This is a genomic window from Parvularcula marina (assembly GCF_003399445.1).
GTDB classification, from domain to species: Bacteria; Pseudomonadota; Alphaproteobacteria; order Caulobacterales; family Parvularculaceae; genus Parvularcula; species Parvularcula marina.
The window spans coordinates 2,005,870-2,022,148 of the sequence record NZ_QUQO01000001.1 but is presented as its reverse complement, the minus strand read 5'-3'; the positions used below and the strand labels follow the sequence as shown (position 1 = coordinate 2,022,148).

Here is a 16,279-nt window from a genome sequence, read left to right as displayed (position 1 = left end):
AGTAACGATAAAGCCTATTCAGGCAGCCGCGTCATGCAGTTCTGCGGATTTGCGGACCTCGAAATCCTTTGCGAGCGCTTTGGCTTCGCTGTCGGAAAGCAGCTTCTTGGCTCGCACGAAGACTTCCTCTTCCTCCTCATCGAGGTGGTGGGTCACCTTTTCCTCAAGCGTGTGGAAGCGGTTAAGCCAGCCCGGGCTCGACATATCCATGCCGTCGAGTTCTTCGGCAATATCAGACATCTCTTTATGCTCAGCGACAGAATGGCGAGACTTCTCGGTGCCGTCCGGCTCCTCCATCAGCACAGAATAGAAGACCTGCTCCTCGGCGAGCGCATGCGCTTCAAGCTCCGTATAAAGCGATTTCCAGAGAGATTTACGCTCTTTGCTCTCGCCTTCGGTTTTGGCGATACGGGCCAAGAGATCACGTTGTTTCTCATGGTCGACGATCAGGCGTTCATAGATATTCATGTCCGGTCCTCACCTCCAGTATTCTGGCAGATAAACGCCGGTCATCGCGTCCCGGTTCCCAAAAGGAAAAGCCGCCCCCGAGGGAGCGGCCTTGCCAAGAAATAAGCGACCAACCCGGCGGTAGGTGAGAAGGCGCCGGGCTGGTCTTGGGGTTTTATTAGGCGAACTGGTTCATTGTATTTTCTTTTCCGCCCGCCTTGAGCGCCGCCTCCCCGGCGAAATATTCCTTGTGGTCGTCCCCGATATCGGAGCCGGCCATGTTCTGGTGCTTCACGCAGGCAATGCCCTGGCGAATCTCCTCACGCTGAACATTCTTGACATAGCCCAGCATGGCTTCCTCGCCGAAATAGCGCTTGGCGAGATTGTCGGTCGAGAGCGCCGCCGTGTGGTAGGTCGGCAGCGTGATGAGGTGGTGGAAGATCCCGGCGCGGCGCGCAGCATCCGCCTGGAAGCTCTGGATCCGGGCATCGGCCTCGATGGCGAGGTCCGTCTCATCATACTCGACGCTCATCAGCGCGGCACGATCATAGGCGGAGGCATCGCGACCTTCTTCCGTCCACGCATCGAAGACCTGCTGGCGGAAATTCAGCGTCCAGTTGAAGCTGGGCGAGTTGTTATAGACCAGCTTGGCATTCGGCACGGCCTCGCGGATGCGGTCCACCATGCCGGCAATCTGCTCGACATGCGGCTTTTCGGTTTCGATCCAGAGAAGGTCGGCCCCGTTCTGCAGCGAGGTGATGCAGTCGAGCACGCAGCGATCCTCGCCAGTCCCCTGACGGAACTGGAACAGGTTCGACGGCAGGCGCTTGGGACGCATCAGCTTGCCTTCGCGCTTGATGATGACATCATTCGGACCGATCTCGTTCGGCGTGACCTCATCGCAATCGAGGAAGGAGTTATACTGATCACCAAGGTCGCCCGGCTCCTGTGAGTAAGCAATCTGCTTGGTCAGGCCTGCGCCCAGCGAGTCCGTCCGGGTCACGATGACCCCGTCCTCAACCCCCAGCTCCATGAAGGCATAGCGGCAGGCCCGGACTTTCGCGAGGAAGTCCTCATGCGGCACGGTGACTTTGCCATCCTGGTGGCCGCACTGCTTTTCATCCGAGACCTGATTTTCGATCTGGAGCGCGCAAGCGCCCGCCTCGATCATCTTCTTGGCGAGCAGATAGGTTGCCTCGGCATTACCGAAACCGGCATCGATATCGGCGATGATCGGCACGACATGGGTCTGGAAATTGTCGATCTTCTGAAGGAGTTCTTTCTCCTTGGCCGTCTCACCCTGCTCCCGCGCCGCATCAAGCTCACGGAAATAGCCGCCAAGCTCGCGCGCATCGGCCTGACGCAGGAAGGTGTAGAGTTCCTCGATCAGAGCGGGCACGGAGGTTTTCTCATGCATCGACTGGTCGGGCAGCGGGCCGAACTCTGAGCGCAACGCGGCAACCATCCAGCCCGATAGATAAAGGTAGCGGCCCTTGGTCGAGCCGAAATGCTTCTTGATGGAGATCATCTTCTGCTGGCCAATGAAACCATGCCAGCAGCCAAGGCTCTGAGTGTAATTGGCCGGGTTCTGATCATAGGCGGCCATGTCGGCGCGCATGATCTTCGCGGTGTAGCGGGCGATGTCGAGACCGGTCTTGAACCGGTTCTGCAGGCGCATCCGGGCGACCGATTCAGGATCGATCGCAGCCCAGGTGGCGTGGCCGCCGATAATGTCACGGGCAGTGTTGAGTTCGCGGTCATAGGTCATGGCAGGGTTCCTTTCGGACAAAATCGAAAATACCCGGCCGATATGCCTGTCCTTTCAGGGCTTTTCGCGCCTGCGAAGGTTATGTAGTAGAGTTTTCACGTTTTTGATTGTAAAGTTGTAAATTTCTTACAGACAACTTCACAAAGGGTTTACCATGTCCCGCACCCGCTCGCTTTTCATCGGCCCGCGCCTTCGGCGCCTGCGGCGGGAGCTGGGCCAGACCCAAGCTCAGATGGCCGAGGAGCTGGGGGTCTCTGCCTCTTATATCGCGCTGATCGAGCGCAACCAGCGCCCGCTGACCGCCGACATGCTGCTGCGACTGGCCGAGACCTATCGCGTCGACCTCGCCGATTTTGCCGGGGATGGCGGCGAGCAGTTGTCCGGGCGTCTTGATGAGGTTTTTCTCGACCCGCTCCTGTCGGGCCTCGATGTCGGCGCGGCGGAGCGCGAAGACCTCGCCCTTGGCAATCCCGGCATGGCCGAGGCAATCATCCGTCTGCACACCGCCTATCGCGAGGGACAGCTTGCCCTCGCCGACAAGGCGGGCGGCGATCAGGGGCACAACCCCCTTGATGAGACCCGCACCTTTCTCGCTGCGCGGCAGAATTTCTTCCCCGTCCTTGATGACCGGGCCGAAAAGCTCGCCCGCGAGACCGGGGGTGATCTGGGGGCGTATCTTTTGAGTCGCCACGGTTATGAGGTGCGCCGCCTACCCGGCGACATCATGCATGGCGCGGTGCGCCGCCTTGATCTTCACCGGCGGGAGCTGGCGCTTGATGACGGTCTTGATGGGGCAGGCACGAATTTCCAGATTGCCCTGCAGCTTGCCTATCTTGATCTTGGCGATGCACTCGATGCCGCATTGGCTGACAGTCAGTTTACCGAAGAAACTTCCAGAAAGATCGCACGAAGGGCACTCGCCAATTACGCAGCGGGCGCGATGCTGATGCCCTATGGCGATTTCTACCGTGAAGCCGAACGCAATGGCTATGACATCGAAGCACTGGGGCGGCATTTCGGCACAAGCTTCGAGCAGACGACCCACCGGCTGACGACTCTCCAGAAACCCTCCGCGAAGGGCGTGCCTTTCTTCTTTATCCGGATCGATGCTGCGGGGAATGTCTCCAAGCGATTTGATGGTGGCGGGTTTCCCTTTGCCCGCCATGGCGGCTCCTGCCCCTTATGGTCCCTGCACGATACATTCCGCCGTCCGCGCGAGATCCTGACCGAGATTTTGGAGCTACCCGGTGGTGAGCGGTATTTCTCGATCGCCCGCACCGTAACGGCAGGGGGCGGCGCTTGGGGGGCGCCGCGCGTCACCCGCGCCATCGCGCTGGGCTGCGATATCAGGGAAGCCTCTCGGCTGGTCTACACAGAAGGGCTCGATCTTGCCGCCGCGCCCGCGACCCCGATCGGGGTTACCTGCCGGCTCTGCCAGCGTGCCGATTGCACCGCCCGCGCGGAACCCCCGCTCGGCCGGCAACTCCTTGCCGATGATTACCGGCGCCTCGTCGCTCCCTTCGGGTTCTCGGACGGGTAAGACCCCTCACCCGAAAGTCGGTAGCCCGACTTTCGACCTCTCCCGGCGGGAGAGGTTGGGCAGCGCTTCATCACCTCTCCCTTTGGGAGAGGTCGAAGATCCGCGTCAGCGGGCTTCGGGTGAGGGCCTTCTCTTGCGAAGATCGGCTACCCCCGCCACAACGCCGCCATGCTGAACGACAACCCCAATATCTTCACGGGCAACCCGCTCGACCGTGCCGGAAACCAGCGGCGCAACCCCGACTGGGTCGCCGCGCAGCGGGATCACGCAGATGCGCAGATGCTGGTCATCTCCAAGGCCGACCCCCTGATCATCCGTGATACGCCTAAATCGCGCCTGTCATGGCTGACGCTCGATGCGCTCACGCTTTTGCGAGGCGAGCCTGAACTCGTCCTGCTGGGGTTGGAGAATGACAGCCCGCGATACGCAGTAAATGTGACGGGTCAGGAGGAAGCCTTTTCCGGCATGGGAGAGTTTGCCGTCCTTCGGCAGGCAGCGCCCTATCTCTCCCCCCGCGATCTGTCAGTCGCCGGGCAAGCCGTCTGGCTGATCTCCTGGCATTACCGGCACCGGCATTGCGCGAAAGATGGCGGGCCGACGGTTCTGGCCGATGGCGGCTTTAAGCGGATCAACCCTGCGACGGGGGCGGAGCATTTCCCGCGCACCGATCCTGTGGCGATTGTCCTGCCGACCTTTGGCGATGAAGTCTGCATGGGTCGCGGGGTGAATTTCCCCGAAGGCTTCTTCTCCGCCTTTGCCGGATTCCTTGAGCCCTGCGAAACGCTGGAGGAATGCGGCGTACGCGAGCTGAAAGAAGAGGCAGGGCTCGACGTCAGAGAAATTGAATACGCCTTCAGCCAACCTTGGCCCTTCCCCTCCTCCTTAATGGTCGGGTTCGAGGCGAAAGTGGCGTCAAAAGAATTAACGCTGGACCCGGATGAAATTGCCGAGGCCCGCTGGTTCAGCCGGACGGAAATCGAGGCGATGCTGGCGCCAGGCCGGTCAGAGCCGCCCTTTGCGCCGCCGCCTTTTGCGATTGCCCATCAGCTCCTGAAGAGATGGGTCTGCCGATAAGGGTCTGCCGGGAAGACGCCGAGCAGGCGCATGTCCTCGCAGAAATAGCCAAGCTCCTCGAGCGCGCGGCGCACGGGCGGATCATCCGGATGCCCCTCAATCTCCGCCTGAAAACGCGTCGCGGTAAAGCTTGCGTCTTCCTGATAGCTTTCGAGCTTGATCATGTTGACATTGTTGGTCGCAAAACCGCCCATCGCCTTGTAGAGCGCCGCCGGGATATTCCGGACCCGGAAGACAAGACTGGTCAGAATCGGCCCGGAAAGAAGATCCGGCCAGATCGCGCTTTCCTCCGGCGCAAGGCGCAGGAAGCGGGTCACATTCTTGTCCTCGTCCTGCACATTATGCTCGATGATTTCGAGGCCATAGCGCTCAGCTGCCCCGGCGGGCGCGATAACGCAGACGCTCGCATCCGGTTCTTCGGAGAGGACGCGCGCGGCGCCAGCCGTATCGCGGGCCACTTCCGGCATCAGCTCACGCCGGGCGATGACCTGCGAGCACTGCCCCAGCGCCATGGCGTGACTGCGCACGGTTTTCAGCCCCGACGGGTCGGTACCGGGTGCGACCATGAGCTGCATCTTCACCGGCAGGAAGTGCTCGGCACAGACTGCCAGCTTCATGTCGGGCAGGAGGCGGTAGACGTCATCGACACGTCCCGCGATCGCGTTTTCGACCGGCACCATGGCCTCTTCGGCCCGGTTTTCCGCCACTGCGCGGAAGACATGGGCGAAAGTCGGACAGTCGAGCGGCTCCCGGTCGGACGCAAAATTTGCGCAAGCCTCATGCGAGAATGCCCCCGGCTCCCCCTGATATGCGATACGGATGACCACTTTCGTTCCCTTCCCCAGGCCCTGAGGCCATTCGACATGTTGCAGCGCCTGACCACCAGCGCTAGAGGTCCGCGAAATCTTCTTCTGGTGGCGCAAATATCGTGCCGCCTATCCCACCAGAGAGCCGTCTCATGACTCCTTCTGACGACAAAAATAAAGACCCTCTTTTCGGTAACAAGGTGGCCGCGGCTGTGCTGACCACCCTGCTGATCGCTTTCGGTCTGCCGATCATCATCACGACATTGACGAATGTCTTTGGCGGCCATCATGGCGCCGAACATCATGACGAAGCCAATCCGTTCGGCCTCGCCTATATTCCGGCGGAAATCGTTCTTGAAGGCGGTGGGGCTGCGGAAGCTGCGCCGGAAATCGATCTGGGCACCCTCCTCGCCAGCGCCTCCGCGGATCGCGGCGAACGCGCTGCCGGCCTCTGCAAGGCCTGCCACACATTCGAAGCTGGCGGCGATAACGGCATCGGCCCGAACCTTTGGGGCATTATGGGCAAGGAAGTCGCGAGCGTACCTGGCTTTGGCTATTCAGGTCCCATGTCGGATCTTGGCGGGGTCTGGACCTATCAGCGGGTCGATCACCTGCTTGAGAATTCACAAGCTTTCCTGCCCGGCACCCAGATGGCGCAGATGGTCCGCAAGGACGAGAAGCGTGCCGACATTCTGGCGTTCCTGCAAACGCTCGCTGATGAGCCTTATCCCTTCCCTGAGCCGGCACCGGCCTCCGAAGAAGGCGCAGAAGAGTCTGCCGCCATGGAAGAAGGCGATCACGCGGAAGACAGCGGTCACTGAGGGAAGGCGGCGCATTCATGGCGGATATCGTCAATCTGCGCCGCTTCCGCAAAGCCAAGGCCCGGGCCGAGAAAGAAAAATCGGCTGAGGCCAACCGCCAGCTTCATGGCCTGACCAAAGACGCCAAAGCCGACGCAAAGCGCGTGCAGGATGAGGCGAAGCGCCATGTCGACGGGCATCGTCTCGATAATGAAACGGATGACGACGAGGATTAGGCCGCGGGCCGCCGGATCGTCACGTCCTCTGGCTTGAAGCCGCGATTGGCAACGATCTCCTCGATCTTCTGGACATGGACATGCCCTGCCTTGCCATCGGCGTGGACCGCTTCATCCGGGCCCGTCAGGATCGCGACATGGCCGGGCACGTAAAGGACATCGCCGCGTTGAAGGCCCCGCGCATCGAGCCCGCCGAGTTTTTCGCCAAAGCTTGAGACCTGATCCTTCGTATCCCGCTCGCATTCGAGACCGTTCAGCATCGCACCGATCTGGACGAGGCCGGAGCAATCAATGCCGCCGCCATATCGTCCGCCCCAGACATAAGGCACACCGATGAATTCGAGCGCGACATCGACCCGGTCGAGCTTCGCCGGCACAGCCACAACGTCATCTTCGCGGAACCACAATCCGCCCGCATCCTTGATCCAGCCATCGATCCGCGCGACCGGATAGATCGGTGAGCCGACCCCGATCCCCTCCATCGCCAGCTCGCAGGCCGGGCGGTGATAGGCCCCGGCAAGGCGGGCGCGGACGCGGAATGGCGGCTGGCCAGAGGGGGCTGTATCCGGGCCGAGCGCAGCTTCCGGGATCCAGCCCTCATAGCTGTCATATTCGTTGCGCACCCGAACATATCCCAATGATTGTTCGAGTTTGACCACGCGCTCACCGAAGAGAAAATCGCTCACCGCCTCGGCGCCGTCTTCAGGCGCGGCAAGGGCGAGGCTGTGCGGCAGGGCAATGCGATGGGAGGTCATGAGGCCCCTCCTGCCAGTGCAAAGCCCTCAATGTCGAGGCGGGCATTGCCGCCCGTGACACTGAGTGTCGCGGCCACGCCCTGGATCAGCGCTTCATTGCGGTCGCCATGCCCGATGGGCAGACCGTAAGCGACCGGGATATCGGGGAAATGCCGGCGCACCATGGCGGGCACATCCTCCCCCCACGGTACATCATTATCTTCAAGGTCGGTGAAGTCGCCGATGACAATCCCGGCGATGCCCTGGCCTGCGCGAGACTGGGCGAGATGCACGAAATGCCGGTCGAGCGCGTAGTAATATTCGCAGATATCCTCGAGGCAGAGGATCACGCCATCCCATTGCGGCTCGTAAGGCGTGCCAAGCAATGTCGTCAGCACACAAAGATTGCCGATGGCGAGAGACCCGCGAGCCGTACCCTCCGCCACGCCTTCCAGATCATATCCGCTCGCGGGAGCTTGTCCTTGCGCAACCAGATCCTTCGCCAGACGGGCCGCCGCCGCGAGACGATCGCCTCCGCCCGGCTTTGCCGCATCGATCGGCATCGGCGCGTGGAGATGGGTGACCTCTGGCAGGGCGCCCGAGAGCTGGAGCGCGGTCATATCGGAATAGCCGATCAAGAGTTTCGGCTTCGAAACCATCATTCCTGACAATCGGTTTAGCACCCGCGCCGAGCCATAGCCGCCGCGCGCGCACCAGATGATATCGACATCTTCATCGCCGAGGGCCGCGGCCAGCGCATCCGCCCGCTCGTCATCACTGCCGGCAAGCTGATCGGCGCGAAGCTTTGCCTGCGGATCAATCTCGACCGACAGGCCTTCGTCTTCTGCGATCTGTGAAAATGTAGAGAGCACCTCATCAGGTGCCCAGCGCGCAGGCGCGATCACGCGGACATGGGGACGGCCCCTGTCAGCCATAAAACGCGCCGAGGTCGGACTGGCGTTCGCGCTCTTCGACGATGGCCGCGAACTGGTCGATGAAGAGAGCGCCCTCTTCGGTTTTCTGCACAAGGACGATCCGGCGATCTTCCTGATCCCGCGCTCGTTTCACAAAGCCGTGAATGGAGAGCGCATCGAGCGCGCGAGAGATGGCGGGCTTGGGCACGCCAAGCTCCTCGGACAGCCGCCGCACGGTGTGTGGGCCGGGCATCAGATAGACGGTGAGGAGCAGCGCCCATTGCCGCATCGAGAGATCGGGCCGGTCGAGCCGGACCGTATCGGTCATCACGTCACGCCAGGGGAGGAGAAGAGAGGTCGGGTTCACTGGTACTGGTATACTTCTGGTTGTTTATGGTTCGTTTTGATATCGAAATAAGGGAAAACTAGCAAGTGATTTCGAATGCTAATCCCGCAAAAGTTCGTTGATCCCAGTCTTCGCCCTGGTGCGCTCATCCACTGTTTTCACGATCACAGCGCAGGCCAGCGACGGGCCCCCATTCTCGCCAGCCATCGTGCCCGGCACGACGACCGCATAGGGCGGCACCTCTCCATAGACCACGTCCCCGGTCTGCCGGTCTACAATTTTTGTCGACGCGCCGAGGAAAACTCCCATTGACAAAACGGCGCCCTCACAGACGCGCACGCCTTCGGCAACTTCTGAGCGGGCACCGACGAAAACATTGTCCTCGATGATCACAGGGGCGGCCTGAACGGGCTCAAGAACGCCGCCGATTCCGGCCCCGCCGGAGATGTGGCAGTTCGCGCCGATCTGCGCACAGGAGCCGATCGTCGCCCAGGTGTCGACCATCGTTCCGGGCCCGACATAAGCCCCGATATTCACATAGCTTGGCATCAGCACCGCGCCCGGTGCGATGAAGGAGCCATAGCGGACCATGGCGTGCGGCACAGCACGGAAGCCGGCCTGTTTGAACTCGGCCTCGGTCCAGCCGACGAATTTCGGCGGCACCTTATCGTACCATGTGCTCTCGCCCGGACCGCCGGGGATCAGCTCATTATCGTGCAGGCGGAAAGACAGGAGCACCGCCTTTTTCAGCCATTGATGCACGGTCCACTCGCCGCCCTCCTCGCGGGAGGCGACCCGTGCCTGTCCTGAATCAAGCAGGCTCAGCGCCTCGCGCACCGCGTCTTCGAGCACGGGCGTGCGGACCTCCGGATCATCCATCCGGTCCCGGTTCTCCCACGCATCGTCGATCAGTTGGCTCAGCTCTTGGGTGCTCACGTGTCTTCCTCTGTGTCGGCAAGGGCGCGCGTTGTGAGGTTGCCCAAAAAGCCGGTCAAGTCATCCGTGACATGATGAACATGTGGATAAGTCTCACCGGGCTTTGAGGGACGTTTGTCCTCGGGCTCATCGTCGAACCATTCGGCGGCGGACTGGACCAAGACGGTCCGCATCCCCGCCTCATACGGCACCTGAAGGTTCTGGGGCATGTCCTCGAAAAACGCGGATCGTTCCGGGGTCACATCGAAATGCCCTATGAAGCGGTCATAGGCCGGGGCATGCGGTTTCGGCTGGTAATCCCCTGCCTCGATATCAAAGACACCGTCGAAGAGATCGAGAATGCCGATCTTGCCCGCGACATTTTCGGCATGGCGCACCGAGCCATTGGTGAAGATCAGCCGCCGCCCCGGCAGGCGGGAGATCGCCTCACGCAGTTCAGCATTGTGACCCACATCGGAGAGGTCGATGTCGTGGACATATTCAAGGAAGTCCTGCGGCGCGACGTCATGCTCGGCCATCAGCCCGGCGAGAGTCGTGCCGTGCCGGGCATACCAGTCCTTTTGCAGGAAACGGGCATGGCCGGCTTCGACCTCGAGCCGTTCCTGAATGAAGACCGACATACGCTGGTCGATCTGCCGGAAGAGGTGGCAGTCAGCGGGATAAAGCGTGTTGTCGAGATCAAAGATCCAGGTGTCGATGCCCTGGAAGGGATTACTGTTCCTCATCCGCCTCGGCGCGGACGCGATCCGCGAAGTCCGGGTTGAAGAGTTCCGGGGTGAACTGGAAAGTGAAGGCCTTGTCCGTGCCCGTATCGATCCGGCGGAAGTTTGCCTTGTCAAAGCCCGCCTCATCACAGGCGACATCGCCTTCGGCCTCGAACTGGACTGAGGAGATACAGAACTCGGTGTCTCCGCCGGCGAGCGGGACAGAGCGGCTCTCCGCCTCCATCAGGCCGTAGACGTAGAAACTTTCGCCTGAGAGAGCGCCCCGGCGGACCTTGGCGCATTCCTGACTTTCAAGCCGCCACCAGCCGGAGGAGGAATAGCCCTCCTCACCCTGCGGCTGGGCAATCGCGGCCCAGACCGGCAGCATGGTCGAGTTGCAGAAGAAAAAGCCCTGACGCGCATCGGCCTGGTTCGCCTCGGTGATCAGCGAGTCAATGATTGTGTCATTGATGCTGCTGGCGTTCCCCAGACCCTTTTGCTTGGCATAGCGGGTGAGGGCCGCCTTGGTGTTGCGCCCAAGCGAGCCGTCAATGCGGCCATCATAGACACCGATATCGGTGAGCAGACGCTGCACCCCGGCAATCTCTGCCATGAAGACCGTGAAGTTGTTCTCGTCGGTGAATTCGGTCGTCCAGGTGCCATTGCCTTCATTGGTGACATCGACGGGCTGGAACTCCCGCTGGCGCCGCGGGTCTTCCGCGCACTCATCCTGATCGCGAAGGGTGAAAAGGCTGTCGTTCTGAACGCAGAGCGGGGTCCGGCCGGACCAGGTTTTTAGCTCGCCCTTATGGCCCGGTATGGCCTCGGCATAAACAAAGTAGCGCCCCGGCTGGACCTTCTCGGAAAGGACGCGCTTGCATTCGCCAGCCCGCAGACGCCACCAGCCGCGAGTAACGAGGCTTTCGCCATCGACATAGCCGACAGCGGCGGAGAGCGCGTAGCTGGTCTTGTTGCAGAAATCATACTGGGCAGCGGCTTTGCTGCCCGCCAGCATGGTCATACCGCTCAACACCAGAATGCCGAATAGCGTGATGGCCCCGGAAATAGGCCGCAAACGGACAGAGCGGTTAGACATTTTTGACCTCGAAATGCGTCCAGGCACGGTAAAGCTGTTTTCTAGCAAGCGCCTTCTCGTTGCAAGCCTTGACGCGGCCCGTTCGGTCAGACTTCTTCTTTTTATGTTTCTTGTCATCCTGACCGGTGCCGGTATCAGCGCGGAAAGCGGCGTTCAGACCTTCCGAGATGCGGATGGAATTTGGGCAAAATATGACTATCGGGAGGTCGCCACGCCTGAAGGCTTCGCGAACAATCCGGCGCTGGTCCATGAATTCTATAATCTGCGGCGCGCCGGGCTCCCCGAGGTTGAACCGAACGCGGCGCATCTTGCGCTGGCGGAACTTGAAGAGGCGCTGACCGCGAGAGGGGACCGCTTTCTTCTGATTACACAGAATGTCGATGACCTTCATGCAAGGGCAGGCTCGAAAGCGATCCTCCAGATGCATGGCTCGATCGCGCATGCGCGCTGCAGCTTTTGCGGGCAGGAGCATGAATGGCCGGGCGATCTTTCCACAGAGACGCCCTGCCTCTCCTGTGAGAGTGTCGGCGGGATGCGCCCCGCCGTCGTCTGGTTCGGGGAGATGCCCCGGCATATGGCCGAGATCGAGGCGGCCGTTTCGCAGGCGACCCATTTTGTCGCCATCGGCACATCTGGCACTGTCTACCCTGCTGCGGGCCTAGCCGCCGAAGCCCGCGCAAGCGGCGCCGCACCCTTCTCATCAATCTCGAACGCGCCGAGAATGTGGGCCTGTTCGACGACCACATTCTCGGCCCCGCTGCACGCGAAGTGCCGCGCTGGGCCAAAGACATCCTTTCCGGCAATTGAGCGAGTGCCCCATGCAGAAACTTTCGGCTGAAGAACGAGCAAGCTTTTTCAAAGACTTTCCCAATTGGGAAGAGGTTGAAGGCCGGGATGCCGCCAAGGCGACCTTTACGTTCAAGGATTTCAACGAGGCTTTCGGGTTCATGACGCGGATTGCCATCGAGGCCGACAAGCGCGACCACCACCCCGAATGGCTCAATGTTTACAACCGGGTCGAAATCACGCTGACGACACATGATGCGGATGGGCTGTCGGCCCGCGATGTGGCCCTCGCGAGTTTTATTGAAAGACTTTAAATGCGGCTCGGCTAAAGCTTGCCACAATTCGCCAACAGACTGACCCTGTTGCAGGAGGAGATCCCCGATCTATGGCCAGAGTTGTCCTAGTCGACGACGACCAGAACATTCTCGCTTCCGTCTCGATTGCGCTTGAATCGGACGGTCACGATGTCACGACCTATGAAGACGGTGCCGAGGCGCTCGAAGGCATTTTGCGCGACCGGCCCGAAATCGTCGTATCGGATATCAAGATGCCGCGTCTTGACGGCATGGAGCTCCTGCGTGAGCTGCGCCGGTCGAGCGATGTGCCGCTGATCTTCCTGACCTCAAAGGATGAGGAGATCGACGAAGTGCTCGGCCTGACCATGGGCGCGGATGATTACGTCAAGAAACCCTTCTCCCAGCGCCTGCTGCTCGAACGGGTGAAAGCTGTCTTGCGTCGCCGGGCCGCTCAGAACACGCCGGTTGAGGAGAGCGACAGCTCCCAGCAGATCCGCCGGGGCGAGCTCTGCCTTGATCCCCTTCGTCATGACTGCACCTGGAAAGGTCAGGCGGTCACGCTGACCGTCACTGAATTCCTAATCCTGCAATCCCTCGCCCAGCGCCCCGGCTTTGTGAAATCCCGCGATGCGCTGATGGATGCAGCCTATGACGATCAGGTTTATGTCGATGACCGCACGATCGACAGCCACATCAAACGCATAAGGAAGAAGTTCCGGGTCGTGGACCGGGAATTCGACCAGATTGAGACACTCTACGGTGTCGGGTACAAATATAAGGAAGGCTAAGCGCCACCGTCGCATTCGGGCGGCGGGCAACGGTGCCAAACGGCGCCGCATGTCGGGTCGTAGCTATACGAATGAAGGTACCCAGAAACGATCGCTGTTCTCGCGCTTAAGAGACGAGACCGGGCGCTTTCCGATTTCGCGCCTGACGATCACCATCCTGCTGACCCAGCTTGCGGGTCTGAGCATACTTCTCATCGGCTCCTTGCGGGTCACACAGTACCGTGACGGCCTGATCGAGGCCAAGCTCGAAGGCGTGCGCGCGCAGGCGCAGGTCATCGCCTCGATCATGGCAACTGTCGCCGCCGAGGACGCCAATTGCGATCTTCTGACAGCGGATGATGATTCTGCCCCTTGCGATGTCATGATCGATAGCGACCGCGTGAATGCGATATTCACACGTGTCTGGCCAAGCTTTGAAGGCCGGGTCCGGATCTTTGAGACCCCAGAAGATTACGATGGCGCACCGATCGAGAATGCCCGCTCGCTGCTGCTGCAGGACCAGATCCTGCGAACCGGCGAGCTGCAATATGAAGAGCTGCCCGACCTGACCCCGGCACCTGCCTCTGGGCTGAAGGATCTCGCCGAGGGTTTTCAGCAAACATTCGTCGATACATTCATCGATCCCGGCCTGCGGCAGGCGGCCCGCCGGCGCACGCTGGAGGAGGAGCTGACCCGCGCCTTCCTCTCGACGGGCGAGGCGGCTGACCGCGGCGCGGACAGCCTGCGCTATAACGAAGCCGGAGAGCTGGTCGCATCGGTTTCGGTCCCGATACGAAAGGTGCAGGCGGTCTATGGCGTCGTCACGGCGGAGATCGGCGGCATCGACAAGGTACTCGATGAGGCGCGCGCGGCGCATCTCAACTTCTTCCTCATCGCGGCCATCGTCGCCGGCATCCTGTCGATCATCCTGACCATGACCATCGCTGCGCCGATCCGGAAACTGGCTCGCGCGGCAGACAAGGTCCGCGACGGCCTGCGCGGGACCGGCAAGTTGCGCCTGCCCGAATTCCCCAACCGGCGTGACGAGATCGGCGAGCTCTCTGACTCCCTCCGCTCAATGACGCTGGCGCTGCATAACCGGATCGAAGTGATCGATCATTTCGCCGCCGATGTGAGCCATGAGCTGAAAAACCCGCTAACCTCAATCCGCAGCGCGATTGAGACCCTCGATCTTGCCAACACACCGGAAGCCCGCGCGCGCCTCCTCGCGGTCATCGCCAATGATGTGGCGCGGATGGACCGTCTGATCACGGACATCTCCAACGCCTCACGTCTTGATGCCGATCTTGCGCGGGAAAGCCGCGAGGCGGTCGATATCGCCCAGCTCCTCCGCGACATCGTCGAGACCTACAATATGATGGGCAAGACGGGGCAGGCGCCCGTCCGCCTGCTTGGCCGGTTCGGCTCCCAGCCGCTTTATATCTTCGGCTCGCCCTCGACCTTGGGGCAGGTGTTCCGCAACCTGATCGACAATGCGCTCTCCTTCTCCCCGCAGGACGGTTCCGTCCGGGTGATGATGGAAGTCGAGCGCGACGATTGGGGCCCGGCGGTCCGGATCTCGGTCGCCGATGACGGCCCCGGCATTCCGGAAGAAAATCTCGAAAGCATCTTCAAGCGTTTCTACACCAAGCGTCCCGCGGGCACGCAGTTCGGCAATAATTCCGGGCTCGGCCTCGCGATCTGCCGCCAGATCGTCGAAAGCCATGAAGGGCGGATCTGGGCGGAGAACCGCCTCAATGCGATGGGGACGGAGCGGATCGGCGCGGTCTTCCACGTCACGATCCCGCTGCGGCGCGCCGCATGACCGCCCCCCTGCTTCTGCCTGCAACGACGCTGGCGCTGGCGGTCGATGCCGATGGCCCGCTTTGCGGCATCGCCCTGCTCGGCCCGCCGGGTGCGGGCAAATCCCAGACCGCCATGTCGCTGATGACACAGTGTGCCCATCGCCGCAGCCGGCTGATCAGCGATGATATGAGCTGGCTGGGGGTCAAGGATGATCGGCTGGTTGCCAGCGCGCCCGCCGGTATGGCCGGGCGGATCGAGCTGCGCGGCACCGGGATCAGCGTCGTTCCGGCCATCGAACGATATCCTTTGAGCTTTGCCTTCCGGATGGGTTTGACCACCGAGCGCCAACCGGCTGACCCCGCCCCCTGGGCGCCCCTAGGCGAGCATGGCCCTACCCTGCCTGAATTCCACTGGACCCATGGAAGAGCAGGCTTGATTGTATTTGTCCGTTCCATTTTATCTGGACATTCGCGTCGAGCGGGGTTCGATTATATGCCCGCTGCGGCAGATGAGGGATAATTGCCATGATCGGACTTGTGGTCGTCAGCCACGGACAGTTTGCCCGCGAGCTTATCGCCGCAGCCGAGCATGTCGTCGGCCCGCAACCGGGCATCAAGGCGATTTGCATCGGCCCCGATGATGACATGGAAGAACGCCGCGACGACATCAAACGCGCCGTCGAAGAAGCCGGCGGCGGCAAGGGCGCGATCATCCTGACCGACATGTTCGGCGGCACGCCCTCAAACCTTGCCATCGCTGTCATGGGCAAGACCGGCGGCGAAGTCATCGCCGGGGTAAACCTGCCCATGCTGATCAAGCTGGCCCCGGTCAGCTTCCGCGAGAAATCCACAATCGAAGAAGCCGTCAGCGCCGCCTATGAAGCGGGCCGCAAATATATCCGCGTTGCCTCATGGGAGCTGACCGGACGGAAGGAAGACGACGCGTGAGCGATGAGGTCTCGCGCGAAGTTGCCATCCGGAACATGCGCGGTCTGCATGCAAGAGCGGCGGCAAAATTCTGTGACATGGCCGCTGATTTCGCTTCCGAGATCACCGTCACCAAGGACGACACCACCGTCGGCGGTTGCTCGCTGATGGCGCTTCTTATGCTCGGCGCCGGGATCGGCACATCGATCACCGTTGCCGCCAAAGGGCCGGACGCGGAGGAAGCGGTCTCCGCCCTCGCCGCCCTCATCGAGAACCGCTTTGACGAAGCGCAGTGAG

19 protein-coding genes and 1 pseudogene are annotated in these 16,279 nt (G+C 61.3%); 11 read left to right on the top strand and 9 right to left on the bottom strand.

Going from position 1 to position 16,279, the window contains the following annotated elements:
- Nucleotides 1-18 precede the first annotated feature (18 nt).
- Nucleotides 19-468, bottom strand: a complete 450-nt coding sequence (locus tag DX908_RS09805) for a hemerythrin domain-containing protein (protein WP_116392163.1) — start codon at nucleotides 466-468, stop codon at nucleotides 19-21.
- Between the two features lie 157 nt (nucleotides 469-625).
- On the bottom strand, nucleotides 626-2,215 hold the full coding sequence (locus DX908_RS09800; RefSeq protein ID WP_116392162.1) for an isocitrate lyase: 1,590 nt from the start codon (nucleotides 2,213-2,215) through the stop codon (nucleotides 626-628).
- 154 nt (nucleotides 2,216-2,369) lie between these two features.
- Here DX908_RS09800 and DX908_RS09795 point away from each other — a divergent pair, with 154 nt between their 5' ends.
- Together DX908_RS09795 and nudC are read left to right on the top strand one after the other, a co-directional pair.
- The gene (locus DX908_RS09795) at nucleotides 2,370-3,755 is read left to right on the top strand and encodes a helix-turn-helix domain-containing protein (protein WP_116392161.1); all 1,386 of its coding nucleotides are present in this window, start codon (nucleotides 2,370-2,372) and stop codon (nucleotides 3,753-3,755) included.
- 168 nt (nucleotides 3,756-3,923) lie between these two features.
- The gene (gene nudC / locus DX908_RS09790; protein WP_116392160.1) at nucleotides 3,924-4,829 is read left to right on the top strand and encodes an NAD(+) diphosphatase; all 906 of its coding nucleotides are present in this window, start codon (nucleotides 3,924-3,926) and stop codon (nucleotides 4,827-4,829) included.
- On the opposite strand, the gene DX908_RS09785 is transcribed toward nudC, so the two are convergent.
- On the bottom strand, nucleotides 4,799-5,656 hold the full coding sequence (locus DX908_RS09785; RefSeq protein WP_116392159.1) for a prephenate dehydratase: 858 nt from the start codon (nucleotides 5,654-5,656) through the stop codon (nucleotides 4,799-4,801). The two genes, nudC and DX908_RS09785, sit on opposite strands and share 31 nt — an antisense overlap.
- Nucleotides 5,657-5,787: 131 nt before the next feature.
- Here DX908_RS09785 and DX908_RS09780 point away from each other — a divergent pair, with 131 nt between their 5' ends.
- Nucleotides 5,788-6,456 (top strand): c-type cytochrome, encoded by a 669-nt coding sequence (locus tag DX908_RS09780; RefSeq protein WP_116392158.1) that lies wholly within the window; start codon nucleotides 5,788-5,790, stop codon nucleotides 6,454-6,456.
- A gap of 17 nt (nucleotides 6,457-6,473) precedes the next feature.
- Complete coding sequence (locus tag DX908_RS09775; RefSeq protein WP_116392157.1) at nucleotides 6,474-6,671, top strand: DUF4169 family protein; 198 nt, start codon at nucleotides 6,474-6,476, stop codon at nucleotides 6,669-6,671.
- On the opposite strand, the gene DX908_RS09770 is transcribed toward DX908_RS09775, so the two are convergent.
- The 6 genes from DX908_RS09770 to DX908_RS09745 form a co-directional block, all read right to left on the bottom strand.
- Nucleotides 6,668-7,426 (bottom strand): C40 family peptidase, encoded by a 759-nt coding sequence (locus DX908_RS09770; protein ID WP_116392156.1) that lies wholly within the window; start codon nucleotides 7,424-7,426, stop codon nucleotides 6,668-6,670. The genes DX908_RS09775 and DX908_RS09770 overlap by 4 nt on opposite strands.
- On the bottom strand, nucleotides 7,423-8,340 hold the full coding sequence (locus DX908_RS09765; protein ID WP_116392155.1) for a S66 peptidase family protein: 918 nt from the start codon (nucleotides 8,338-8,340) through the stop codon (nucleotides 7,423-7,425). Before DX908_RS09765 ends, DX908_RS09770 begins: the two co-directional genes overlap by 4 nt.
- Complete coding sequence (locus DX908_RS09760) at nucleotides 8,333-8,647, bottom strand: MarR family transcriptional regulator (protein ID WP_233508670.1); 315 nt, start codon at nucleotides 8,645-8,647, stop codon at nucleotides 8,333-8,335. The genes DX908_RS09765 and DX908_RS09760 overlap by 8 nt, the downstream gene beginning before the upstream one ends.
- Before the next feature lie 117 nt (nucleotides 8,648-8,764).
- Nucleotides 8,765-9,601, bottom strand: coding sequence for a 2,3,4,5-tetrahydropyridine-2,6-dicarboxylate N-succinyltransferase (dapD, locus tag DX908_RS09755; protein ID WP_116392153.1), 837 nt, complete (start codon nucleotides 9,599-9,601; stop codon nucleotides 8,765-8,767).
- Nucleotides 9,598-10,326 carry a pyrimidine 5'-nucleotidase gene (locus tag DX908_RS09750; RefSeq protein WP_116392152.1) on the bottom strand — a complete coding sequence of 243 codons (729 nt, stop codon included), beginning with the start codon at nucleotides 10,324-10,326 and terminating at the stop codon, nucleotides 9,598-9,600. The genes dapD and DX908_RS09750 overlap by 4 nt, the downstream gene beginning before the upstream one ends.
- A complete protein-coding gene (locus DX908_RS09745; protein WP_158548645.1) occupies nucleotides 10,313-11,401 on the bottom strand; it encodes a DUF1036 domain-containing protein in 1,089 nt (362 codons plus the stop codon). The genes DX908_RS09750 and DX908_RS09745 overlap by 14 nt, the downstream gene beginning before the upstream one ends.
- A 103-nt stretch (nucleotides 11,402-11,504) precedes the next feature.
- Here DX908_RS09745 and DX908_RS09740 point away from each other — a divergent pair.
- The 7 genes and pseudogenes from DX908_RS09740 (at nucleotide 11,505) to DX908_RS09710 (ending at nucleotide 16,278) form a co-directional block, all read left to right on the top strand.
- Nucleotides 11,505-12,208: pseudogene (locus DX908_RS09740) on the top strand (Sir2 family NAD-dependent protein deacetylase).
- 11 nt (nucleotides 12,209-12,219) lie between these two features.
- A complete protein-coding gene (locus DX908_RS09735; RefSeq protein ID WP_116392150.1) occupies nucleotides 12,220-12,501 on the top strand; it encodes a 4a-hydroxytetrahydrobiopterin dehydratase in 282 nt (93 codons plus the stop codon).
- 71 nt (nucleotides 12,502-12,572) lie between these two features.
- Complete coding sequence (locus DX908_RS09730; RefSeq protein ID WP_116392149.1) at nucleotides 12,573-13,271, top strand: response regulator transcription factor; 699 nt, start codon at nucleotides 12,573-12,575, stop codon at nucleotides 13,269-13,271.
- A 49-nt stretch (nucleotides 13,272-13,320) separates the two neighbouring features.
- Complete coding sequence (locus DX908_RS09725) at nucleotides 13,321-15,075, top strand: sensor histidine kinase (RefSeq protein WP_116392148.1); 1,755 nt, start codon at nucleotides 13,321-13,323, stop codon at nucleotides 15,073-15,075.
- The gene (locus DX908_RS09720; protein WP_116392147.1) at nucleotides 15,072-15,575 is read left to right on the top strand and encodes a phosphoenolpyruvate carboxykinase (ATP); all 504 of its coding nucleotides are present in this window, start codon (nucleotides 15,072-15,074) and stop codon (nucleotides 15,573-15,575) included. Before DX908_RS09725 ends, DX908_RS09720 begins: the two co-directional genes overlap by 4 nt.
- A gap of 5 nt (nucleotides 15,576-15,580) precedes the next feature.
- On the top strand, nucleotides 15,581-16,003 hold the full coding sequence (locus DX908_RS09715; protein ID WP_116392146.1) for a PTS sugar transporter subunit IIA: 423 nt from the start codon (nucleotides 15,581-15,583) through the stop codon (nucleotides 16,001-16,003).
- Entirely contained in the window at nucleotides 16,000-16,278 is a 279-nt protein-coding gene (locus tag DX908_RS09710) for an HPr family phosphocarrier protein (RefSeq protein WP_199564669.1), read from the top strand. Before DX908_RS09715 ends, DX908_RS09710 begins: the two co-directional genes overlap by 4 nt.
- Nucleotide 16,279 lies beyond the last annotated feature (1 nt).